Raw genomic sequence first — 22,917 nt, forward strand, 5'->3', positions numbered from 1 at the left:
TCAGGCCTGCTCGACGCGCGGGAACAGAGGGGCGAGCCCGTTGACGCTCGTGCCGGGCTTCAGCGCGCCCCAGGCCCCCGCCTCTCGGATCGGCTGATCCTGCAGGCGCCCCAGGCTCTCTGCCGCGCCCAGCGCGATCCACAGCTTCTCCGTCGACTGCGGCATCACCGGCGACAGCAGTACCGCCAGCGCGCGCAGACCTTCGGCGCACGTGTAGAGCACGGTGCCGAGGCGCTCGCGCTGAGCGTCGTCCCCGGCGGCGGCCTGCTTGGCCAGCGCCCAGGGCTCGTTCGCGGTGATATAGCCGTTGAGGGCGTCGACGACCGTCCAGATCGCGCGGATCGCCTCATCGATGCGGAACTGCTCGATCGCGGCATCCGCATCCGTCGTCGCACGTGCGACGAGACGCTGGATCACGAGGTCCTGCTCGAGATACTCGGCGGGAGGCGGCACGACGCCCTCGAAGTACTTCTCGATCATCGCGGTCGTGCGGGACGCGAGGTTCCCGAAACCGTTCGCGAGCTCGGCCTGGTAGCGCGCGGCGAGGTCCTCCCACGAGAACGAGCCGTCCTGGCCGAAGGCGATCGCCGAGAGGAAGTAGAACCGGTACGCGTCGGATCCGAAGACGTCGGTGATCTCGGTCGGCGCGATGCCCGTGAGCTTCGACTTCGACATCTTCTCCCCGCCGACGAGCAGCCAGCCGTGCGCGAACACGCCCTTGGGCACGTCGAGCCCGGCAGCCATCAGCATGGCGGGCCAGATGACGGCGTGGAAGCGCAGGATGTCCTTGCCGACCACGTGGTACGCCGGCCAGCGACGGTCGAAGGTCTCGGGGTCGTCGCCGTAGCCGACCGCGGTCGCGTAGTTCAGCAGCGCGTCGACCCACACGTAGATGACGTGCGACGGGTCCCACGGCACCTCGATGCCCCAGTCGAACGCCGACCGCGAGATCGAGAGGTCCTTGAGCCCCTGACGCACGAACGAGACCACCTCGTTGCGCGCGGACTCCGGGCGGATGAAGTCGGGCTGCGTCTTGTAGAGCTCGAGGAGGCGGTCCTGGAACTCGCGGAGCTTGAAGAAGTAGTTCTTCTCCTGCAGCAGCTCGAGCGGCTTCGAGTGGATCGCGCACACCTTGAGCCCCTCGAAGGGGCCGGTTCCGTCGAGGATCTCGGACTCCGGCTTGAACTCCTCGCAGCCCACGCAGTACAGAGCCTCGTACTCGCCCGCGTAGATGTAGCCGCGGTCGTAGATCGCCTGCACGAACTTCTTCACGCGCTCCTCGTGACGCTCCTGCGTCGTGCGGATGAAGTCGTCGTTCGCGACGTCGAGCGTCTCGAGCAGCGGGAACCACGCCTCTGTGACGAGCTTGTCGACCCACTCCTGCGGGGTGACGCCGTTCGCCGCGGCGGCGCGGAGCATCTTCTGACCGTGCTCGTCGGTGCCCGTCAGCATCCACGTGTCGTCGCCGCCCTGGCGGTGCCAGCGCGCGAGCGCGTCGACCGCCACCGAGGTGTACCCGTGACCGATGTGGGGCACGTCGGACGGGTAGTAGATGGGCGTCGTGATGTAGAAGGATTCGCCTGCGGGCATGGAGCAATTCTAGGCGCGATGCCAGGGGCGGTTACGCCGCGGTCACGGGCCTCAGCCCACCGTCACCTGCACGCGGTGCCAGCCCTGCGCGCCGTCCGGTGCCGGCGCGGCGGGCTCGGAGGTCTGCGTCTCGCCGTCGGCGCTCACAGCGCGGCACTCGATGGTGTGCGACCCGGGCTCGGCGGTCCACGGGATGCTCCACTGCACCCACGTGTCGGCCGAGATCGCCGTCGCGAGCTCAGCAGCACGCCATGGCCCGTCGTCGACGCGCACCTCGACTCCCTCGACGCCGACGTGCTGCTGCCACGCCATTCCCGCGATCACCGTGTCGCCCGGCTCGACGGGCTGGCTCCGACGCGGCACGTCGATGCGCGACTGCAGTTTGATCGGCCCGCGATCGGACCAGCCGCGGGTCGTCCAGTACGCCGTCGCCCGGTCGAATCGCGTGACCTCGAGCTCGGTCACCCACTTCGTCGCCGAGACGTACCCGTAGAGTCCGGGGACGACCATCCGCACCGGGAAGCCGTGTTCGAGCGGGAGCGGATCGCCGTTCATGCCGACGGCGAGCAGCGCGTCGCGGTCGTCGATCAGCGCCTCGATCGGCGTGGATGCCGTGAAGCCGTCGGAGGATCTGGAGAGCACCATGTCGGCATCCGCATCGACCCCGGCGCGCGCGAGAAGCTCGCGCACGGGGTGACCGAGCCAGAGCGCGTTGCCGATGAGGTCGCCGCCGACCGGGTTCGACACGCACGCGAGCGTCACGTGCGACTCCTGCATGGGCAGCGAGAGCAGTTCGTCCCAGCCGATCTCGACCTCGCGCTCCACCATCCCGTGGATGCGCAGACGCCAGTCGGCCGGGTCGATGCGGGGCACCACGAGGGCCGTGTCGATGCGGTAGAACTCGGCGTTCGGGGTCACCACCGGGGTGAGGCCCTGGATGCCGAGGTCGGCGGCTGCAGCGACGGGCGCGGCCGGACTGGCGGGTTGCGGCAGCCGGAGCGCGGAGCGCACCGCCTCGATCGACCGCGTCGCGCCGCGGGCGACGCCGGCGATGATGAGGGCGGCGACCCCGGTGGCCGCGACACCCGCCGTCCACAGCAGGAAGCGGCGGCGCTCTTCCGGCACTGTGCGGACGTAGGGGATCGGCCGTACCGTGCGCATGAGCAGCCGCAGCGCCACCACGGCGACAACGCCCGCGATCAGTCCGGGGAGCCACGCGAACGGTCCGGCGCCCGGGCGGATCATCGCGACGACGAGGGCCAGAGCACCGAGCGCGCCGAGCACCACGGACCCGAGCCCTGCGCGGCGCGCCTCGAGGATGCCGGCGAGGGCGGCGACCGCGGCGAGCACGACGGCGATGCCGGTGATGAGCGCGGCCTTGTCTCCCGTGCCGAACAGGGCGATCGCGGCATCTTTCGCCCAGCTGGGAGCGAGGTCGATCAAGCCGCTGCCGATCACGGCCACCGGACTGGCCGCCGGCTCGACGACCGCCGCGACGAGCTCGCCGGCGCCGACAGCGACCACCGCGGCGCTCAGACCAGCGGCCGCCGAGCGGAGGCGGCTGCCGCGCTGCGCGGTCATGGCGTGACTCATGGACCGAGCGTAACCCCGGTGCAGCCGTCCGAGGGCCGTGCGGCCCCCGGACGGCCGGTGCTCAGAGCGCGTTGCGGCGGGCGACCTCGCCGAGCCAGGCGAGCGAGGGCTTCGGCGAACGGGCGAACGTCTCGCGGTCGAAGCCGATCAGACCGAAGGTCGGGCGGTAGCCGCTCGCCCACTCGTAGTTGTCGAGCGCGCTCCAGTGCTGGTAGCCGCGCACGTCGATGCCGTCCGAGATCGCGCGGTGCAGTCCCTCCAGGGCACCCTGCGTGTAGGCGACGCGACGGGTGTCGTCGGCCGTGGCGATGCCGTTCTCGGTCACGAGCACCGGCACGCCGCCGCTGCGCTCCCACGCACTGCGGACGCCGAGCTCCAGCGCCGCCGGGAAGAACTCCCATCCGGTGAGCGTGGTCTCGACGTTGGTCGCGACGGGCCGCGGACCCTCCGGGCCGATGAACGTGCGGGTGTAGGCCTGCACGCCGACGAAGTCGTCGCCGGCCGACTGCTCCAGGTACCAGTGGTCACGCGGGTCCCCGTACTCCGCGAGCATCTCGTCGGCGCCCGGTTCTCCGGTGGAGTGGAACGCCTGCGTGGCGATCGTCCAGCCCGCCTGGATGCCGGACCGGGAGTGCAGGATCTCCGACGCGCGGTGGTGCGCGTCGAGCAGCGTGTCGGCGACCGCCAGGTCGGGGTTCGGGAGGCCGTAGGCGACGAGGTTCGAGGCATCCTCACCCCCGGCGAGCATGGCCGCGATGTTCGGCTCGTTGATCGTGCAGACGTACGTGACGTCGTCGAGGATCGGGAGCACCGTCTCGACGTACCGCGAGAACAGGTCGACGGCATCCGACGCCCGCCAGAAGCCGTCCTTCTGGAACCACTGCGGCACGGTGAAGTGCATGAGTGTCACGGTCGGGTCGAGTCCGTTGTCGCGTGCGGTGTCGATCATCCGCCGGTAGTGGTCGAGCATGGCGCGCGAGACGAAGCCCCGCTCGGGCTCGATGCGCGCCCACTCCACCGAGAACCGGTACGAGTTGAGTCCGGCCTCCGCGAGCAGACGCATGTCCTCCGGGTACCGGTGGAAGTGGTCTGCGGCGTCGCCGGAGGGCTCCACCATGGGCGATCCCGGAGCGTGCTCCATGACCCACCAGTTGCTGGTCGTATTGTTCCCCTCCACCTGATGGGCTGCGGTGGCAGCGCCCCAGAGAAAGCCGTCAGGGAATGCGAGCACGAGTGCTCCTTTCGATAGTGCGGGTGGTCCTGATCAGCGCTCGGCGCGTGCGGGGTTCGGCACGGCGTCGAGCAGCTGGACCGTGTAGGGATCCTCCGGATGCTGCAGCACCTGGGCCGTCTCGCCTCGCTCGACGACGCGGCCGCCGTTGAGCACGAGGATGTTCTCGGTCACGAGTCGTGCGCTCAGCAGGTCGTGCGTGATGTAGAGCATGCTGATGCCCCACCGCTCGCGCAGGTCCTCGAGCAGGGCGAGCACACCGGCCCGCAGCGAGACGTCGAGCATCGACACCGGCTCGTCGGCGATGAGCACCTGCGGGTCGCTGGCCAGAGCCCGAGCGATGACCACGCGCTGGCGCTGGCCACCGGAGAGCTGATGCGGGAGTTTGGCCGCGAACTGCTCGACCGGCGTGAGGCCGACCGTCTCGAGGAGTTCGAGCACGCGTGCCCGCGCCTCGGCTCCGCGCAGGGCGGTGTAGTTGCGCACCGGTCGGCTGAGCGTGTACTCGACCGTGTGCAACGGGTTGAGCGCCGCATACGGATCCTGGAACACCATCTGCACGTCCTTGCGGAGATCGCGCAGGCCCCTGCGGCGGAGGGATGCGACGTCGACATCGCCGAAGCGCACCGACCCCTCGGAGGGCTTCTCGACGCCGGTGATGAGCTTGGCGATCGTCGACTTGCCCGACCCCGATGCTCCGACCAGGGCGAGCGCCTCGCCCGGCTCCAGCCGGAACGACACGTCGTCGACCGCCGTGACGGGCTTCTCGCCGCGTCGACGCGCCGGGTAGACCTTCGACACGCCCTGCAGCACGATCGCGGCATCCGCCCGACGCGTGTCGCGCTGCGAGACCGTCGGCACCGTCTCGGTGACGTCGGTCCGCGCGCGGCCCTCGCGGCGGCGGGTGCCCAGGTCGACGAAGCCGGGGATCGATATCGACTCGGCCCGGGGGTCGGCGTAGTGGCTGAGCAGCATCCGTGTGTACTCGTCCTGCGGACGGTGCAGGATGTCGAGGCTCGGCGCGTCCTCGACGATCCGCCCCTCGTGCATCACCATGACGCGGTCCGTCGCCTCGAGCACGATGCCGAGGTCGTGGCTGATGAGGATCGCCGTGAACCCCTCGCTGCGCTGCAAGTCCTTGATCGTGTCCATGACCGCGTGCTGCACGAGCACGTCGAGCGCGGTGGTCGGCTCGTCGAACACCATGAGCTGCGGTTCCAGCGACAGGGCGAGCGCGATCGAGGCGCGTTGCCGCATCCCGCCGGAGAGCTCGCCCGGGTAGCTCGCGAGCACGCTCGGGTCGAGACCGACCTTGCCGACCAGCTCCCGCGCCCTCGCGTCGCGGTCGTCTCCGGCGACATGACCGTGCGCGGCGGAAATGTCGCGGAAGTGGTCGCCGATCCTGCGCACCGGGTTCAGCGCGTTCATGCCCGACTGGAGCACCATCGCGAATCCGCCTTGGCGCTGACGGCGCAGCTCCTCGGCATCCAGCTCTCTGATGTCGCGCCCTCCGAAGAGGATGCGTCCGGCGCTGATGCGTGCCGGCGGCTTCTGCAGGCGGGTCAGCGCGAAGCCGAGGGTCGACTTGCCCGACCCGGACTCCCCCACGAGCCCGACGAACTCGCCTCGGCGCAGGGTGAACGACACGTCGTCCACGGCGGCCACGGGGGTGGCACCCGGCGAGGCGTACTCGACGGAGAGGGATTCGACCCGCAGCAGCACGTCGTTCTCGATCGCGGCGTTCTCGGTCATGGCGCTCATCGGCCCTTCCCTTCACGGAGGCGCGGATTCGAGATGCCGTCCACGCCGAAGTTGATGAGTGTGAGGCTCAGCGCGAGCAGCGCGATGCAGAGGCCGGGGGCGAACAGCAGCAGCCACTGCCCCGTGAGCAGCGAGTTGGAGTTCTGAGCCCAGTAGAGCATCGTGCCCCAGCTGACGATGCTGGAGTCGCCGAGTCCGAGGAACTCGAGTCCGGCCTCGGCGAGGATCGCCGCGGTCGCCGCGCCGAACAGGGTGCCGGCGATGATCGACGTCATGTTCGGCAGGATCTCGCGGAACACGATGCGCGCCGGGCTGTCGCCCGAGAACTGCGCCGAGGCGACGAAGTCGTTGCCTCGGAGCGACTGCGTCTGGCTGCGGAGCACTCGTGCGCCCCACGCCCATCCGGTGATCACGATCACCGCGATGATCATGAGGATGCCGCCGTTCTGCAGGTACGCCGCGATCACGATCATGAGCGGCAGGCCGGGGATGACGAGGAAGAGGTTTACGATGAAGCCGATCACCTCGCTCGCGAATCCGCGGATGTAGCCCCAGCTGAGGCCGATCAGCACGGCGACGACGGTGGAGAGGATGCCGGCCGCGAGTCCGACCAGCAGGCTGACCTGCGAGCCGTAGATGAGCTGGCTCAGCACGTCCTCGCCTGCCGCCGTCGTGCCGAGCCAGTGCTCGGGCGACGCGTCGGCGTTGCGCTCGAAGCCGTTGTCCTTCGCGCCGTACGGGGCCAACAGGGGCGCGAACACCGCGACCAGCACGAACAGGCCGAGGATGATGAGGCCGAGCCGCGCCTTGCCGTTGGACCACAGCGTGCCGACCATCCTGGCGAATGCGCGCCAGGGGCTGGGTGCTGCGATCCGGTCGGTGGGCACCTTGACGTTCATGGTGGAGGTCATCGGCGAGTCCTCGGGTCGAGTGCCCCGTAGAGGATGTCCACGAGGAAGTTGGCGATGAGCACGCTCACGGTGATCATCAGGAAGAGGGCCTGCATGAGCGGGTAGTCCTGCCCGATCACGGCGTTGAAGAGCAGGTAACCGATACCCGGGTACTGGAAGACCTGCTCGACGAGGATCGATCCGCCGACCACGCCTCCGAGCGTGAGGCCGAAGCCGGTGAGGTTCGGCAGGATCGCGTTGCGTGCCGCGTAGCGCAGGGCGATCGTGCGACCGCGCAGACCGTTCGCCTCGGCGAAGGTCACGTAGTCCTCGCCGAGGGTGTTGATCATCGCGTTGCGCATGCCGATGATCCAGCCGCCGAGCGACGTCAACAGGATCGTCAGGGCGGGCAGCACGGCGTGCCGCAGCAGGTCGGCGATGAAGTCGCCCGTGAACCCCGGCGTCGTCGTCGCCGCATAGGCCCCGGTCGTGGGGAACCAGTGCAGCACGTATCCGAGGAAGAAGAGCAGCAGCAGGGCCGTCCAGAAGTACGGGAACGTGCTGAGGAACGAGCCGGTCAGCGTCGGCAGGGTGTCGAGCCAGGTACCGCGTCGCCAGGCGGCCGTGACGCCGATCAGCGTGCCGATCACGAACGCGAGCACCGTGACGATGCCGACGAGGCCGATCGTGTACGGCAGCGCGGTGGAGACCATGCTCGACACGCTCTGCGGGTAGAACGTGTACGAGACGCCGAAGTCGAGGCGCACGACCTGACCGAGGTAGGCCACGTACTGGTCCCACAGTGATCCGGTCGGGACGCCGAGCTGCGCCTCGATGGCCCGCCGCGTCGCATCCGACACCGGACCGTTCTGCGAGAGCTTCGCGATCGCGGCATCCGCCGGCGACCCCGGCATCATGCGCGGCAGGAAGAAGTTCAGGGTCACAGCGGCCCACAGGGTGAGCACGAACAGGCCGAGCTTCTGGAGGACGTACTTCACTGGTCGTCTCCCTTCACGCGCTCGAGCTTCGTGAAGATCAGCAGCGGTGCCGAGTCGTAGTTCTGGGGGATCATGTAGGGGTCCTCGGCGCTGGGCCATCCGGTGAACTTCGCGTCGTTGAACAGACCCCAGATGCCGCCGTAGTACATGCCGATCACCGGGAGCTCGTCGTAGACGATCCCCTGCAGCTCGTGCACGATCTCGGTCTGACGGGCGGGATCGATGGTCTCGCGGTACTCCGCCAGCAGCGCGTCGGCCTTATCGGAGCGGTAGCGCTCGAAGTTGTTGGCGGTCTGCTCCCCGGACGGCACGTAGAACTCGCTGGACAGCAGGTTGTTGAACGCCTGGTACGGGTCGCCGCCGCCCATGCCGCCGATGGCCATCTCGAAGTCGCCGTTGCTGATGGCGCTCTGATAGCCGGCCGGCTGCGGGAGCTTGAGGGTGACCTTCACGCCGACGTCGGCGAGCTGGCGCTGCACGGTCTGCGCGGCGCGGGTCCAGTCGGAGTAGCCGTTGGCCGTGGTGAGAGCGAACTCCAGCTGCTCGCCGTCGGGACCCACGAGGCGGTCGCCGTCGAGCGTGTAGCCCGACTCGGCGAAGGCCGCGAGCGCGGCATCCCTGTCCTGCGTGATCATGCCGCCGTCGGGGATGGACGGGTCGAGGTACTCCTCCTGGTTCGGGAGGATGAGGCCGGTCTGACCTGCGGGCTGCATGTACCCCTCAGAGGCCGTCTCCGCGATCTCCTCGCGGTCGAGCGCCAGAGCGATCCCGCGGCGGACGTTGACGTCGTCGAACGGGGCGACCTCGAGGTTCGGGAGCAACGCGATCACGCCGCCCGGCGGGAACCACCAGGTGTTGTGCTCGCTCGCGGCGCCCCACGTGCCCTCCACGTCCGAGATGAACGAGTAGGACCAGTCGTACCCGCGCGTGACCGTGTCGAGCTGCGTGTTCGTGGCGGGAAGGATGATGTGCTCGATCTGGATCCTGTCGGCCTGCCAGTAGTCGGGGTTTTTGTCCATCGAGTACTGCTGGTCGTTGTAGTTGCCGAGCACGAACGGCCCGGTTCCGACCGGCTGCTCGTTGCGGAACGTGCCCGGATCCTTCACGTCCGCCCAGATGTGCTCGGGCACGATCATGGTGAGACCGAGGATGGACAGAGACGGCGCGTCGTCACCCTGCAGGTGCATGATGACATCGTTCCCCGAGGTCTCGACGCTCTCGAGGTGCTGCCAGGCGCCCTTGATGTCGAGCGACGGGTTGTCCTTGAGCAGCTGGAACGTGAACGCGACGTCCTCCGGCGTGAGCTTCTCGCCGTCGCTCCACTCGACGTCGTCGCGGATCGTCATGACGACGGTGCGCGCGTCAGGCTGCGACCACGATTCGGCCAGCCACGGGTTGAGCGTGTTGTCGAGCGGGTTCACGAGGATCAGCGGCTCGTAGATCCAGCGCGACGCCGTGCGCGTGTTCGTCAGGTACGGGTTGAAGTTCCGCGTGAAGAACGGGTTGCCCTTGTCGGCGTTGATGAGCATCGTGTCATCGCCGATCGACGGGTCAGGCTGCGAGCTGATCTGGATGCTGCAGCCGCTGAGTACGACGGCTGCTGCCGCCAGTCCCACGATCGCTGCTCTGCGCCAGCGTCGGAGCATGTGCGTCTTCGCCACACTGCCACCTCATGTCGTCTCTGTCATGAAGGGGTCCCGCGGGTCGGGACGCCCTGCGACCGAAGCCGCATGAGCGATTGTAAGCGCATACATTTTGGTGATGCAACCCCTCGGCGCCGTGAGCGGAGTACTCAGGCGCGCGGGTGCGAGCTCTCGCGCAGCAGGATCTGCAGCGGCAGCCGCACGGTCACCGGCGCGGCATCCGGACGCTCGAGCCGCCGCGCGAGCAGCTGCACCGCGGCGCGGCCCAGATCGATCATGGGCTGTCGCACCGTCGTGAGCCCGGGACGCGCGAGCGCGGCTGCCTCGATGCCGTCGAAGCCCGTCACGCGCACGTCATCCGGTACGCGGAGCCCCGCCGACCGGAACGCGTCGATCGCTCCCAGCGCCATCTGATCGTTCGCCGCGATCAGCGCCGAGGGTGAGCCGGCGGCGACCAGCTCTTCGCCCGCGTGACGCCCCGACGCCCGGGTGAAATCCCCGCGCAGCACCGTCACGTCCTCGACCGGGATACCCGCCTCGGCGAGCGCGGCGGCGAAGCCCTCCCAGCGCTGAGCGCCGTCGGGCGAGTCCTCCGGGCCGGCGAGGAACGCCAACCGTCCGGGCCTTGTTTCCGCGAGCACGAGGCGCGTCAGCTCCGCCATCGCCTCGGCGTTGCTGACGGTCACATGGTCGTAGTCGTCACCGCGCGACGGGCCGGACAGGACGACGACCGGGATCCGCTGCGCGAGCCTCGCGAGCACGTCGTCGGGCACGCTCTGCGCGAGCACCATGAGCCCGTCGACGCGACCGGCGATGTCGCGGACGGTCTCGCGGGTCGGATCGTCGCGCCCGACGCCGATCATCAGCACGAACCCCTGCTTCCACGCCTCCAGTTCGGCACCGCGCAGCACCTCGTCGAGGAACAGCATGGTCGGAGCCGGCACGGGTTCGGTCGACTCCTCGGCCACCGTGAACGACGGGCGACTCCGATCGCCCAGCACGTCGAGCGGCGGCGCGTCCTCCGCAGCGTCGAATCCCGGGAAGTACAGGCCGAGCACACCGGTGCGACGCTCGGCCAGACCCCGCGCACTTCCGCTCGGCACGTAGCCGAGGGCGGTCACCGCGTCGAGCACGCGTTCGCGGGTCGCCGGGCGCACGGCATCCGGCTGCCGCAGCACACGCGAGACGGTCGCGATCGACACGGCAGCGCGTTCTGCGACGTCGTAGACCGTCGCCTTCCTGCTCACGCTCGCTCCTTCTCGCTCGGGTGAGCACCAGGCTAACCCGCCCGGTCGACGCCGAACGCTCGGGCGTCAGGAGCGTCGGGCGATCAGCGCGCCGTGCGGGCGTGCGCTCATCTCGCCGGGTGCCCGGCCACGCGCTTCGGAGCTCACGACCTCGAAGCCCGCGTCAACGAGCAGGATGCCGAGCGCCTCCGTCGACCAGTGGTACGCCGTCGTCACGGCGTGCGGAAACGACTCCCCCGCCTCCCCGTCGAAGAACCCGACGAGCAGTGAGCCACCTGGTCGGAGAGCGCGCGCGAACTCGCGCAGCACGGCCGGCACCTCCGAAGGTGGGGTGTGGATGAGCGAGTACCAGGCGAGGATGCCGCCGAGCGCCGCATCCGCGACGGCCAGCTCGTGGAAGGAGCCGGTCTCGAAGGAGATGCCGGGATGGCTCCGCCGCGCCGAAGCGACGAACTCCCGTGAGAGATCGACGCCCCTGACGTCGCGCCCGGCCTCGGCGAGGAACGCAGTCCAGTGTCCGGGTCCGCATCCGGCATCCAGCAGTGCACCGTCCGTGCTGTCGCGCCACGCCCGGATCATCGAGACGTCCCTGGGGTCCATCTGCGTGAGCCGTCCGCCGACCGCGATGTACTCCGCGGCCCGCTCGTCGTAGGCGCCGGCGATGACGTCGCGCTCGCATCGCAGATTCGCCTCGCCGTCGCATCTCTCCCGCGGATTCTTGCGACGAGAGCGCGATTCTGCGGCCGGAAGGTTCTCCGTCACGGGCGTCGGGCTGCGAGCGCGGACTGATACAGGTCGCGAGACGACAGGCCCGTCGCGGCGGCTACCTCGGCGCAGGCGTCCTTGAGACGGATGCCGAAGGCGACGAGCTCCTGCACCTGCCCGAGAGCGTCGTCGGCGGACACGGTCCGACGGGGCGCGCCCTCGACCACGACCACGATCTCGCCCTTCACTCCCCCGGCCGCCCACTCCACGAGCTCGGACGCCGTGCCGCGGCGCACCTCCTCGTAGAGCTTCGTGAGCTCCCGGCACACCGCGATGCGGCGGTCGGCGCCGAAGGCTGCGCCCATGTCGGTCAGCGTCGATGCCAGGCGCGACGGCGACTCGAAGAACACCATCGTTCGCGGCTCCGCGGCGAGCGCCGTGAGCGTCGAGCGCCGCTCCCCCGGCTTGCGCGGCAGGAAGCCCTCGAACGTGAACCGATCTGTGGGCAGACCGGAGATCGCCAGAGCCATGAGCACCGCACTGGGCCCGGGGATCGCCGTGACCGTCACTCCCTGCGCCACGGCCTCGGCGACCAGCCCGTAGCCGGGGTCGCTGATCGCCGGCATCCCCGCATCGCTGACGACGACGACGTCGTGCTCCCGGGCGAGGACCGCGAGCTCGGCGGACTTCTGCTTCTCGTTGTGGTCGTGCAGGGCGATGAGTCGCGGGCGGTTCTCGATCTTCAGCGCCTGCAGGAGGCGCCCGGTCGTGCGGGTGTCCTCCGCCACCACGACCTCCGCGTTCTCGAGCACCTCGACGAGGCGGCGGGAGGCATCCCCGAGGTTTCCGATCGGCGTCGCGGCGAGGATGATCACCCGCCCAGCCTAGACGCGGCGGCGGGACCGGCCGTTGTCTAGGCTGGAGCGGTGATCGACCCCGTCCCGCTGCTGCCTCCCCCCGAGGAGCGGCTGACGCGCTACGGACGGCTGCGCGACCGCATCCTGCTCGATCCCGACTGGGGACGGATGCTGCGCTGGTTCGCACCCCTCGTGGTCACCGCGCTGGCCGCGGTGCTGCGGCTGGTGAACCTCGGCCATCCGCACCAGCTCGCGTTCGACGAGACCTACTACGTCAAGGACGCCTGGTCACTGTGGCTGCTGGGCTACGAGGGCACCTGGGGCGAGAACGCGAACGAGGCGTTCATCACTCTGCAGGAGCTCCCACTGTCGGATGCCGGGTCGTTCGTCGTACACCCGCCGCTCGGCAAGTGGCTCATCGCGCTCGGGATGGCGCTGGGCGGCCCTGACAACACGGTCGGATGGCGTCTCGCGACCGCTCTGCTCGGCACCGCGACGGTGCTGCTCGTCTACCTCGTCGCACGGCGACTGACCGGCTCGATCGTCGTCGCCACGGTCGCCGGCACCCTGCTCGCCATCGACGGGCTCAGCATCGTCATGAGCCGCACCGCGCTGCTCGACGGTCCGCTCACGTTCTTTCTGATGCTGGGCGCACTGTTCATCCTGTACGACCGGGACCGCACGATCCCCCTCCTCGAGCGCCGCGACCCCGACGGGACCGACCCGATGTGGGGGCGGGTGCTGTGGCGCCGCCCGTGGCTCGTCGCCGCCGGACTCGCCCTCGGCGCCGCGTGCGCCGTCAAGTGGTCGGGCCTCTACGCGCTCGCGGCCTTCGGGCTGTACGTCGTCGTCACCGACGCGCTCGCCCGCCGCCGCGCAGGAGTGGTGCTGTGGCCGACGGCCGCTGCGTTCACGCAGGGTCCGGTCTCGTTCGTGCTGCTCGTCGTCCCGGCCGCGGCGACCTATCTCGTGAGCTGGACGGGCTGGCTCGTGACGGCGGGCGGATACGCCAGGCAGAGCGATCCGAACCCGCTGATCGCGCTGTGGAACTACCACGAGGCGATCCTCGGCTTCCACGTCGGCCTCACCCGTGGGCACCCGTATGCGAGCCCCGCGTGGGAATGGCCTTTCCTGCTCCGCCCGACCGCGGTGTGGGTGGGCAGCGACCCCGGACCGTGCGGGGTCGACCACTGCATCGCGGTGATCTCGACGATTCCCAACCCGCTGATCTGGTACGCGAGCGTCGCCGCCGCCGTCTACCTGCTCTACCGGCTCGTGCGGGCCTGGGTCACACGGCGTCCGGTCGGCGGACCCGCGCTCACGTTCCCGCTCGTGGGACTCGCCGCGACCTACGTGCCGTGGCTGATGTTCCCCGAGCGCACGATCTTCCAGTTCTACACGGTCGCCATGGCGCCGTTCCTCGTCATCGCCCTCGCCGTCGTGCTGCGGCAGATCGCCGGGCGGCGAGAGGATCCGCTGCACAGGCGTCAGGCCGGCGAGCGCACCGTGCTGATCTTCCTGGCCGTCGTCGTGCTCGTCTCGGCGTTCTACTACCCCGTGTGGACCGGGGTGAGCGTGCCGTACGAGTTCTGGCTGCTGCACAACTGGCTGCCCGGCTGGGTCTGAGGCTCAGCGCGTCTTCGACAGCTCGGTCGGGTCGGTGACCGGCAGGCGGCACACGAACGATCGGCAGTCGAAGGCCTGGCCGGGTGCGTCGGCCCGGCCTGATGCGTCGGACTTGCCCTCGAAGAGCTCGAAGCCGGCCTCGGCGAACGCCCCGGCCTGCGCCGGGTCGACGATCGCCACGACGTCGGCGTCGGCACTGCGCGCGGCGGCCGCGAGAGCGCCGTCGGGCTCGGCCGTCACGACGACGATCTGCCGCGGCCCGTCGAGCAGGTCAGCGGCGACGCGCAGCAGACTCCCGTGCGCGAAAGGCTGGCCGATGGCCGCCGCGGCATGCGCGCGGACGGCGTGCTCCGCCACCGCGCGATAGCGGTCGCCCGCGCCGAGTCTCCAGGCGGTCAGCGCGGCGTGCGCGAGCGAGGCGGATGCCGAGGGCAGATCGCCGTCGGTCTGGTCGGGCGCCGTCGCGATGCCGCGGGCTGAGAGCAGCGGGTCGCCCTCGAGCCCGGCCACGGCCAGGTCGAGGAATCCCTGCGCCTCGACGGCCCAGCGCGCCTCGCCGGTCGCCACGGCGAGTGCGAACAGACCGTCCGCGAGGAGCGCGACGTCGGCGGTGGTCGCCCGGGCGGGCGACGCCGATCCGTCGAGCGAAGCGCGAACGAGCATCCCGCTCGAGTCGCGATTGACGCGCAGGACGAACACGGCGGCATCCCGCGCCCCCGCGATCCAGTCCGGCTCGCTCAGGGCGGCCCCGGCGCGGGCGAGCGCGGCGATGGCGAGCCCGTTCCACCCGGTGATGACCTTGCCGTCGACCGCGGGCGGCTCGAGTCCGCCGCGCTCCGCGAGGGGACGCAGGTAGTACCCGCCCTCGCTGCGCGCGCCGTCGATCCACGACTCCGAGTCCTGAGCAGCGCCGAAGCCGCCGCCCTCACGACGCAGTGTCGCCAGGAGGAACGAGGCGGCACCGCGCGCCGTGGCCTCGTCGCCGCCCTCGAGGGCGACGTCGAGGAGCTGGGCGTTGTCGGTCAGCATCCGCTCGTAGTGGGGCACGGACCAGTCGCGCTGCGTCGCGTAGCGGAAGAACCCGCCGTCGTCGTCGTGGAGATCGGATGCCGCCATCGCAGCGAGGGCGCGGGCCGCCGCCGCCGCGGCATCCGGTGCCTCTCGCTCGACGAGCGGCGCCTGCAGGAACGACAGCGTCGTCGCCACGGGGAACTTCGGGGCGCCTCCGAAGCCGCCGTACTCGGAGTCCTCGCGGGCGGCGATCGCTCGGGCGGCCGCCGTGATCGCCGCTGCATCCGGCAGGTCGGAGGGAGCGGATGCCGCGGCCTGCCGCAGCGCGTCGGTCACAGCGTCCGCCGATTCCTCCGCCTGCGCGCGTCGCTGGGTCCACGCCTCCCGCACCGCCGCGAGCACGTCGCGGAACGCCGGCATCCCGCCGCGCGACTCGGGCGGCCAGTACGTGCCCGCGTAGAAGGTGCGGCCGCGCGGCGTCGTGAACACCGTGAGCGGCCAGCCGAGGTTCTGCGTGAAAGCCGATGCGGCCGCCATGTACGCGCCGTCGACCTCGGGATGCTCTTCACGGTCCACTTTCACGGCCACGAAGCCGTCGTTCATCAGGGCCGCCGTCGCCGGATCGGCGAACGACTCCCTGGCCATCACGTGACACCAGTGACAGGTGGAGTAGCCGATCGAGATGAGCAGCGGCACGTCGCGGCGCTCGGCTTCGGCGAACGCCTCGTCGCCCCACGGATACCAGTCGACGGGATTGTCGGCGTGCGCGCGGAGGTACGGACTGAGCGTGTCGGCGAGCCGGTTCGTCATGCGCTCCACGCTACGCGCTCGGTGGCTGCACGGGGCCGCGTTCCGCCGAGACGAGGGGCGCCGGGAATCAGGAGACGAGCAGCGTCTCCGCCGGGCGCGAGGCTGCGTAGCCGACGAGCGGCAGTGCGCGGTCGGCGGCGAGATCGATGCGCGAACGGAGCACATCGGAGGCGATCGTGTAGCCGTCGAAGTCGGTGTCGCTGGCGTAGACGCCGAGCGGCAGCGTGAGCGCCTGGAAGAACGCGAAGAGCGGACGCAGCTGATGCTCGATGATGAGCGCGTGCCGTTCGCCGCCGCCGGTGGCGGCCAGCAGCACCGGTTTTCCGACCAGCGCGTACTGCCCCACGAAGTCGAACAGATGCTTGAAGAGCCCGGTGAAGGAGGCGCGGTAGACGGGGCTGCCGACGATCAGCAGGTCGGACGCCTCGATGGCCTTCAGCTTCTCCTCCACCTCGGCGGGGAGCTGATCGCGACGCAGCGCTCCCGCGAGCGACGGACCGATCGCGGTGAGCTCGATCAGCTCGACCTCGACCTCGGCGCGCTCGGCGACGGCGTCGGCGATCGCACGCACGAGAGCCGTGGTCTTGCTCGGCTCGTGCAGGGAGCCGGACACGGCGACGACACGGTAGGGGGCTGTCATGCCGACGACGCTACCCACGACCCGGCCTGCTGTCGCGAGGAGCGACACACAACGACATGCATGAGCGATGGTCAGGGCACGGGCGCTGCCTGCCCGCCCTTCTCGCCGGGTGGCGAGGCCATCGCGACCGCCGCTCGACCGACGAGGCGCTCGAGCGGACCCCGACCCACGAGGATCGACCACAGGGTGGTCCCGAGGAGCAGCGCGATCGCGGTCCCGGCCCAGAACAGGTTGCTCGAGAAGAACCCGCCCGGACCGCCGATCAACGCCACCGAGACGACGTGCGCCGTGTATGCCGACAGCGGCATGGAGCCGAGCGCGCCGAGCGGAAGGAGGATCCACCGGAGCGGACGGCTGAGCAGGATGCACAGCGCGATCACCGTGACGGCGAATCCGCCGGACCCCAGGATCTCGGCCGTCCCGCCGGAGTGCGCGTCGACCGCGAAGATCGCGGAGAACACCGCACCGAGCGGGTCGGCGGCGGCGAGAGCTTCGGGGTACGTGCCCCACCCGGACACGGATCCCGTCGTCGAATCCTCCCCCGCCGCCCGCGTCGCGAGGCCGGAGACGGCACCGACCAGACCCAGGCCGTAGCCGACGATCATCAGCCCGACGCCGCTGCCGAGTGCCACCGCCGCCGCGTGGGTCCGCTCGATCCCGAGGCGCCCGAGCGCCATCCCCGCGAAGACGAAGGCGAGCCACACCGTGATCGGGTAGGAGCCGTACAGCACGAGCCCGATTCCCGCGCCGTACGGGAAAAGGGCGAGCACGGCGATGAGCGCGAGCACCGCCGGACCGACGAGAGCGAGCACGCCGGCGGCGATCAGCAGTCTCCACGGCCGCCACCGCAGGAACGGGATGACAGCGACGTAGAGCAGCCCGTAGAGGGTGAGGATCACGGCGATCGGGGTGCCCAGCAGCTCGAGGGCGAGCCCGATCAGGAAGATGACCGCGCCCCGCCCGACGAGCTGCAGTCGCAGGCTCGGGAGGCGCGCCGGTTCGGGCAGCTCACGGCGTCCGGTCATCAGTGCGATGGAGACCCCGGCGAGCACCGCGAAGAGGATCGACGAACGACCGTGCACGAGGTCCAGCCAGGTCGAAGTGTCGAGCAGGTCGAACGCGGATGTCTCGCCGATGTGCGCCCCGGCCATGCCGAGGATGGCGAGCGCGCGGGCGACGTCGAGACCCAGGATGCGAGGAGGACGTCCGAACGTGCGGAACCAGTGCGTCACGGGCAGCGTGGTCGACCCCGGCGCAGGCACGGGAGGAGACGAGGTGGTCACGCATGAATCGTAAGTCGCGCACCCCTCGCTCCGCGGTGCGCCGAGCGGGCGAGCGGGCCCGCATATCGTCATACGATGGAGGGCTATGTCCTCCCCCGTGATCTCGTATCCCGCCGAGCTGCCCGTCAGCGCCGCCCGGGGCGAGATCGCCGACGCCATCCGCGATCACCAGGTCGTGATCGTGGCGGGCGCCACCGGCTCGGGCAAGACGACGCAGCTGCCGAAGATCTGCCTGGAACTCGGCCGCGAGCGGATCGCGCACACGCAGCCGCGACGCCTCGCCGCCCGCACGATCGCGGAGCGCGTCGCCGAGGAGATGCAGGTCGAGCTCGGCGGTCTCGTCGGATACAAGGTGCGCTTCACCGACCAGGTCTCGGACGAGACGCGCATCGCCCTCATGACCGACGGCATCCTCCTCAACGAGATCAATCGTGACCGGCTGCTGCGGCGCTACGACACGATCATCATCGACGAGGCGCACGAGCGCTCCCTCAACGTCGACTTCCTGCTCGGCTACCTCGCGCGCATCCTGCCCGAGCGCCCGGATCTCAAGGTCGTCATCACCTCGGCCACGATCGACCCCGAGAGCTTCGCGCGGCACTTCGCGGCAGCCGACGGCACGCCGGCCCCGATCATCGAGGTCTCGGGCCGGACTTATCCGGTGGAGATCCGCTACCGCGCCCAGATCGACGAGGATGCCGATCCCGACATCGCGCAGGAGGTCGACGAGGTCTCCGCGATCGTGGCAGCGCTGCGCGAGCTCGATCGCGAGACGCCCGGCGACGTGCTGGTGTTCCTCCCCGGCGAGGCAGAGATCCGTGACGCGGCCGACGCCGTGCGCGGCGCGTATGCGAACGACCGCTCGCCGACCGAGGTGCTGCCGCTCTACGGTCGGCTGTCGGCGGCCGAGCAGCACCGGGTGTTCGAGCGCAGCCGTGTAGCCGGCGTGCGGCGTCGTGTGGTGCTCGCCACCAACGTCGCCGAGACGAGCCTCACGGTCCCCGGCATCCGCTACGTGATCGACACCGGCACCGCGCGCATCTCTCGCTACAGTGCGCGCTCGAAGGTGCAGCGCCTGCCGATCGAGGCGATCTCGCAGGCCTCGGCCAGCCAGCGTTCCGGTCGCGCCGGTCGAACAAGCGACGGCATCGCGATCCGCCTGTACAGCGAGGAGGACTTCGCGCGCCGGCCCGAGTTCACGGAGCCGGAGATCCTGCGCACCTCCCTCGCCTCGGTCATCCTCCAGATGCTGTCGCTCGGATTCGGCGACATCACCGCGTTCCCGTTCCTCACCCCGCCCGACTCCCGCGGTGTGAAGGCGGCGTTCGACCTGCTCACCGAATTGGGCGCCGTGGACATCGCGCGCGACGAGCCGCGGCTCACCCGCATCGGACGCGACATCGCCCGCATCCCGATCGATCCCCGGTTCGCGCGCATGCTCATCGAGGCTCAGCGCTCCCGCGCCTCCGCGGCCGTCACTCGCGATGTGCTCGCGATCGTCGCCGGCATGTCGATCCAGGACGTCCGGGAGCGCCCGTCGCAGGACGCACCGCAGAGCGTGCGCGACGAGGCCGACCGCATGCACGCCCGGTTCGCCGACCCGACGAGCGACTTCCTCTCGATCCTCAACCTGTGGAACCACCTGCGCGAGCAGCAGCGCGAGCTGGGGTCGAGCGCCTTCCGGCGTCTGTGCCGCGCCGAGCATCTGAACTACGTCCGCGTGCGCGAGTGGTTCGACGTGCACCGCCAGCTCCGCACCCTGGTCCGCACGAAGGAGTCCCAGCCCGGCACCAGCGATCCCGACGCCGTCCACCGCGCGCTCCTCTCCGGGCTGCTGTCGCAGATCGGCATCCTCGACGAACGAAGCACCGGCGGACGCGGACAGAGCAAGACCCCACCGAAGGACGCCAGGCGCCGTCAGGCGGAGTATCGGGGTGCCCGCGGCATCCGCTTCTCGATCTTCCCCGGCTCGGCGCTGCGCAAGAAGAGCCCGCAGGCCGTGATGGCCGCGGAGATCGTCGAGACGTCGCGCACCTATGCGCGCACGGTCGCCGCGATCGACCCCGCCTGGGCCGAGTCGCTCGCGGGCGATCTCGCGAAGCGGCAGGTCACCGAGCCGCACTGGTCGAAGGATGCCGGGGCGGCCGTCGCCTACGAGAAGGTCACCCTGTTCGGCGTGGAGATCATCCCGCGGCGCCGCGTGCAGTTCGCCCGCATCGACCGCGCCGCGTCGCGCGAACTGTTCGTGCGCCACGCCCTCGTCGAGGGCGAGTGGGATCCCGGCCGGATCGACAAGCGTGTGAGCGCGTTCTGGCGCAGCAACGCCGAACTGCGCAAGCGCCTGGAGAAGCTCGAGGAGCGCGAGCGTCGGCGCGACATCCTCGCCGGTGACGAGGCGGTGTTCCGCTTCTACGACGAGCGGATCCCGTCCGATGTGTTCGACGTCCGCTCGTTCGAGAAGTGGTGGCGTGAGGCGCTGACCTCCACACCCAAGCTGCTCGTGATGCGCGAGGCAGATCTCGTCGACGACGACAGCCGAGCGGACCGCAGTGAGTTCCCGACGCGATGGACGCAGGGCGACCAGGTGCTCGGTCTCGCCTACCGGTTCGAGCCGGGAGCGGCGGACGACGGTGTGAGCGTCGTGATCCCGCTGCCGCTGCTGGCGCAGATCGAGGACCGCGGCTTCGACTGGCAGGTGCCGGGGCTGCGCGCCGAGCTCGTCACCGGACTCCTGCGTGCGCTGCCGAAAGCGATCCGTCGCCACGTCGTCCCCGCCGCCGACTGGGCGGAGAAGTTCGGTGCCGAGCTCGCAGGCGAGGGGCCGGAGTCGCACGCCGGGCTCCCCCCGCGCGGACTCAAGGAGGCGCTGGCGAGGCTCATCCAGCCGCTCGCCAATCAGCTGGTGTCCGCCGCGGACTTCGAGGACGACCGGGTGCCCGCTCACCTGCGCATGAATTTCCGCGCCGTGGACGAACGGGGCCGCGTCGTGGGATCCGACCGCGACCTGCGCGCGCTGCAGGAGAAGCTGTCCGATCGCGCCCGCAGCAGCGTCGCCCGCTCTATCGCCTCGCCGCCCCGTCGACCCGGCCCGGCGTCGGGTCCGCAGTCGCCGGCCGTGCCCGCGTCGATCGAGCAGGACGGCCTGACCGCCTGGTCGTTCGGCGACCTCCCCGAGGTGCTCGACACCCGCGTCGCCGGTGGAGTCGTGCGCGGCTACCCGGCGATCGTCGACCGAGGCAAGACGGTCTCCGTGCGGGTCGAGGCGACGGCGGACGCCGCGGCAGCGGCCACCCGCGCCGGCGTGTTGCGGCTCGTGCTGCTGGGCGTCCCCTCCCCCAGCTCGTATGTGCAGGAGCACCTCACTAGCGCCGAGAAGCTGGCGCTCGCGGCCTCGCCGTACCCGTCCGCCGCCGCGCTGATCGAGGACTGCCGTGCCGCCGTCGTGCAGCGGCTCATCGACGCCGCCACCGGAGCGGCGCGCGGCGTCATCCGCACCGAGGCGGAGTTCGCGCGTGTGCGCGACCTCGTCTCGGCGTCGCTCGTCGACGAGCTCTTCGCGTGCGTGTCGCTCGTCGCGCGCATCCTCACGAAGGCTCGCGAGGTCGAACGCGGGATCAAGTCGCAGAACTCGCTCGCGCTGCTCGGCCCTCTGAACGACATCCGCACCCAGCTCTCCGGACTGCTGCACCCCGGATTCGTGTCGGCCACCGGCGTCGACCGCCTTGCGCACTATCCGCGCTATCTCGACGGGATGCTCGACCGGCTGAAGACGCTCGGGACCGAACCCGGCAAGGACCGCTCGCGCATGAGCGAGTACGAACGGATGGCGAAGGCGTACGAGGATGCCGGCGGCACGATGCCCGTGGCGTCGGACGCGCCGGCCGAGCTCGTCGAGACGCGCTGGCTGCTCGAGGAGTACCGGGTGAGCGTGTTCGCCCAGCGCCTCGGCACGGCCCAGCCCGTCTCTCCGCAACGCATCATGAAGGCCCTCGCCGCGGGTCGGTGAGCGAGCGGGGCGAGGCGACCCGCGGGGCGGGGAAACCGCATCCGCGTTAGCCTGGCAGCATGGCCCGCGCGATCGTCTACACAGAGTTCGGTTCCCCTGACGTCCTGCATGAGATCGAGGTGCCCGATCCGCTCCCCTTGTCCGGTGAGGTGGTCGTGCGCATCGAGGCGGCCGGGGTGAATCCCATCGACGCCAAGCTGCGCAGCGCGAAGCGTCCGTCACCGCCGATCACCGAACCCCGCGGCGTGGGCTTCGACGGAGCCGGCGTCGTCGAGAGCATCGGCGACGGCGTGCAGGGGCTCGTGGTGGGCGACCGCGTCGCCATCCGAGACACCAGGGGCACCTACGCGAGCGCCCTCGCGGTGCCAGCCGAGCACCTCGCCCTGCTGCCCGACTCGGTGACCGCGGCGGAGGGTGCAGGCATCGGCATCCCCGCCGGTACGGCGTTTCAGGCGCTCCGCTCGCTCGACGTCTCCGAGGGCGATGTGCTGCTCGTGCACGGCGGTTCCGGGTCCGTCGGACAGGCGGTCGTGCAGTTCGCTGTCGCGTGGGGCGCGACGGTGATCGCGACGGCCAGCCCTGCGCGCCACGACCTGCTGCTCGAGCTCGGCGCGACGCCGGTCGCGTACGGCGACGGACTGCTCGACCGTGTTCGCGAAGCCGCCCCGCAGGGAGTCACGGTCGCTCTCGACTGTGCAGGCACCGACGAGGCGATCCAGACGTCTCTCGACCTGGTCTCCGACCGAGATCGCATCGCGACGATCGTGCGCGGCCCGGACGCGGCGGACTTCGGCATCCGCGCCTTCTCCGGCGGCTCCCCCGTGCCGCTCACCGAACAGGAGCTGACGTGGCGGGCCGAGGCCCTCGAGGCCACGATCGCGCTGCTCGACTCCGGCGACTTCGCGATCGAGATCGGGCGGGAGCTCCCGCTCGCCGAGGCGGCACAGGCTCACGAGCTCGTGGAGTCCGGCACCGCCTCCGGCAAGATCGTCCTGATCCCCTGAGCGACACGACTCGACGGGGTCC

General features: G+C 70.4%; 16 protein-coding genes. 3 read left to right on the forward strand and 13 right to left on the reverse strand.

Features of this window, described 5'->3' with window-relative positions; genetic code table 11:
- The 10 genes from metG to rsmI form a co-directional block, all read right to left on the reverse strand.
- Positions 1 to 1,590 (reverse strand): methionine--tRNA ligase, encoded by a 1,590-nt coding sequence (gene metG, locus AUC47_RS03035; RefSeq protein ID WP_096713759.1) that lies wholly within the window; start codon positions 1,588 to 1,590, stop codon positions 1 to 3.
- Between the two features lie 51 nt (positions 1,591 to 1,641).
- Positions 1,642 to 3,183, reverse strand: a complete 1,542-nt coding sequence (locus AUC47_RS03040) for a molybdopterin-dependent oxidoreductase (protein WP_096713760.1) — start codon at positions 3,181 to 3,183, stop codon at positions 1,642 to 1,644.
- 61 nt (positions 3,184 to 3,244) lie between these two features.
- Positions 3,245 to 4,414 carry a glycoside hydrolase family 1 protein gene (locus AUC47_RS03045; RefSeq protein WP_096713761.1) on the reverse strand — a complete coding sequence of 390 codons (1,170 nt, stop codon included), beginning with the start codon at positions 4,412 to 4,414 and terminating at the stop codon, positions 3,245 to 3,247.
- Positions 4,415 to 4,447: 33 nt separating this feature from the next.
- Positions 4,448 to 6,175 carry an ABC transporter ATP-binding protein gene (locus AUC47_RS03050; RefSeq protein ID WP_096713762.1) on the reverse strand — a complete coding sequence of 576 codons (1,728 nt, stop codon included), beginning with the start codon at positions 6,173 to 6,175 and terminating at the stop codon, positions 4,448 to 4,450.
- Complete coding sequence (locus AUC47_RS03055) at positions 6,172 to 7,086, reverse strand: ABC transporter permease (RefSeq protein ID WP_096713763.1); 915 nt, start codon at positions 7,084 to 7,086, stop codon at positions 6,172 to 6,174. The genes AUC47_RS03050 and AUC47_RS03055 overlap by 4 nt, the downstream gene beginning before the upstream one ends.
- The gene (locus AUC47_RS03060) at positions 7,083 to 8,063 is read right to left on the reverse strand and encodes an ABC transporter permease (protein WP_096713764.1); all 981 of its coding nucleotides are present in this window, start codon (positions 8,061 to 8,063) and stop codon (positions 7,083 to 7,085) included. Before AUC47_RS03060 ends, AUC47_RS03055 begins: the two co-directional genes overlap by 4 nt.
- A complete protein-coding gene (locus tag AUC47_RS03065; RefSeq protein WP_256999420.1) occupies positions 8,060 to 9,724 on the reverse strand; it encodes an ABC transporter substrate-binding protein in 1,665 nt (554 codons plus the stop codon). The genes AUC47_RS03060 and AUC47_RS03065 overlap by 4 nt, the downstream gene beginning before the upstream one ends.
- 131 nt (positions 9,725 to 9,855) lie before the next feature.
- Complete coding sequence (locus tag AUC47_RS03070) at positions 9,856 to 10,953, reverse strand: LacI family DNA-binding transcriptional regulator (protein ID WP_096713765.1); 1,098 nt, start codon at positions 10,951 to 10,953, stop codon at positions 9,856 to 9,858.
- Positions 10,954 to 11,019: 66 nt separating this feature from the next.
- On the reverse strand, positions 11,020 to 11,715 hold the full coding sequence (locus AUC47_RS03075) for a class I SAM-dependent methyltransferase (protein ID WP_256999421.1): 696 nt from the start codon (positions 11,713 to 11,715) through the stop codon (positions 11,020 to 11,022).
- Complete coding sequence (gene rsmI / locus AUC47_RS03080) at positions 11,712 to 12,533, reverse strand: 16S rRNA (cytidine(1402)-2'-O)-methyltransferase (RefSeq protein WP_096713766.1); 822 nt, start codon at positions 12,531 to 12,533, stop codon at positions 11,712 to 11,714. The genes AUC47_RS03075 and rsmI overlap by 4 nt, the downstream gene beginning before the upstream one ends.
- 51 nt (positions 12,534 to 12,584) lie before the next feature.
- Here rsmI and AUC47_RS03085 point away from each other — a divergent pair, with 51 nt between their 5' ends.
- Positions 12,585 to 14,141: a dolichyl-phosphate-mannose--protein mannosyltransferase gene (locus AUC47_RS03085; protein WP_096713767.1), complete on the forward strand. Its 1,557-nt coding sequence runs from the start codon at positions 12,585 to 12,587 to the stop codon at positions 14,139 to 14,141.
- Positions 14,142 to 14,144: 3 nt separating this feature from the next.
- Here the strand turns inward: AUC47_RS03085 and AUC47_RS03090 are convergent, their stop codons facing one another.
- The 3 genes from AUC47_RS03090 to AUC47_RS03100 form a co-directional block, all read right to left on the reverse strand.
- Positions 14,145 to 15,962, reverse strand: a complete 1,818-nt coding sequence (locus tag AUC47_RS03090) for a thioredoxin domain-containing protein (RefSeq protein WP_096713768.1) — start codon at positions 15,960 to 15,962, stop codon at positions 14,145 to 14,147.
- 67 nt (positions 15,963 to 16,029) lie between these two features.
- The gene (msuE, locus tag AUC47_RS03095) at positions 16,030 to 16,602 is read right to left on the reverse strand and encodes an FMN reductase (RefSeq protein WP_096713769.1); all 573 of its coding nucleotides are present in this window, start codon (positions 16,600 to 16,602) and stop codon (positions 16,030 to 16,032) included.
- A gap of 71 nt (positions 16,603 to 16,673) precedes the next feature.
- Complete coding sequence (locus tag AUC47_RS03100; protein ID WP_256999422.1) at positions 16,674 to 17,885, reverse strand: heparan-alpha-glucosaminide N-acetyltransferase domain-containing protein; 1,212 nt, start codon at positions 17,883 to 17,885, stop codon at positions 16,674 to 16,676.
- Between the two features lie 85 nt (positions 17,886 to 17,970).
- Here AUC47_RS03100 and hrpA point away from each other — a divergent pair, with 85 nt between their 5' ends.
- Both hrpA and AUC47_RS03110 read left to right on the forward strand, forming a co-directional pair.
- Complete coding sequence (hrpA, locus tag AUC47_RS03105) at positions 17,971 to 21,891, forward strand: ATP-dependent RNA helicase HrpA (protein ID WP_096713771.1); 3,921 nt, start codon at positions 17,971 to 17,973, stop codon at positions 21,889 to 21,891.
- Between the two features lie 59 nt (positions 21,892 to 21,950).
- Positions 21,951 to 22,895: a quinone oxidoreductase family protein gene (locus AUC47_RS03110; protein WP_096713772.1), complete on the forward strand. Its 945-nt coding sequence runs from the start codon at positions 21,951 to 21,953 to the stop codon at positions 22,893 to 22,895.
- Positions 22,896 to 22,917: the final 22 nt, after the last annotated feature.

The sequence above is a fragment of the Microbacterium sp. SZ1 genome (assembly GCF_002362255.1).
Classification (GTDB): domain Bacteria; phylum Actinomycetota; class Actinomycetes; order Actinomycetales; family Microbacteriaceae; genus Microbacterium.

Excerpts from the sequence above, each read along its gene's own strand:
- metG (WP_096713759.1), bottom strand. The coding sequence starts at position 1,590 with ATGCCCGCAGGCGAATCCTTCTACATCACGACGCCCATCTACTACCCG.
- AUC47_RS03040 (WP_096713760.1), bottom strand. The coding sequence starts at position 3,183 with ATGAGTCACGCCATGACCGCGCAGCGCGGCAGCCGCCTCCGCTCGGCG.
- AUC47_RS03050 (WP_096713762.1), bottom strand. The coding sequence starts at position 6,175 with ATGAGCGCCATGACCGAGAACGCCGCGATCGAGAACGACGTGCTGCTG.
- AUC47_RS03055 (WP_096713763.1), bottom strand. The coding sequence starts at position 7,086 with ATGACCTCCACCATGAACGTCAAGGTGCCCACCGACCGGATCGCAGCA.
- AUC47_RS03090 (WP_096713768.1), bottom strand. The coding sequence starts at position 15,962 with ATGACGAACCGGCTCGCCGACACGCTCAGTCCGTACCTCCGCGCGCAC.
- msuE (WP_096713769.1), bottom strand. The coding sequence starts at position 16,602 with ATGACAGCCCCCTACCGTGTCGTCGCCGTGTCCGGCTCCCTGCACGAG.
- hrpA (WP_096713771.1), top strand. The coding sequence starts at position 17,971 with ATGTCCTCCCCCGTGATCTCGTATCCCGCCGAGCTGCCCGTCAGCGCC.
- AUC47_RS03110 (WP_096713772.1), top strand. The coding sequence starts at position 21,951 with ATGGCCCGCGCGATCGTCTACACAGAGTTCGGTTCCCCTGACGTCCTG.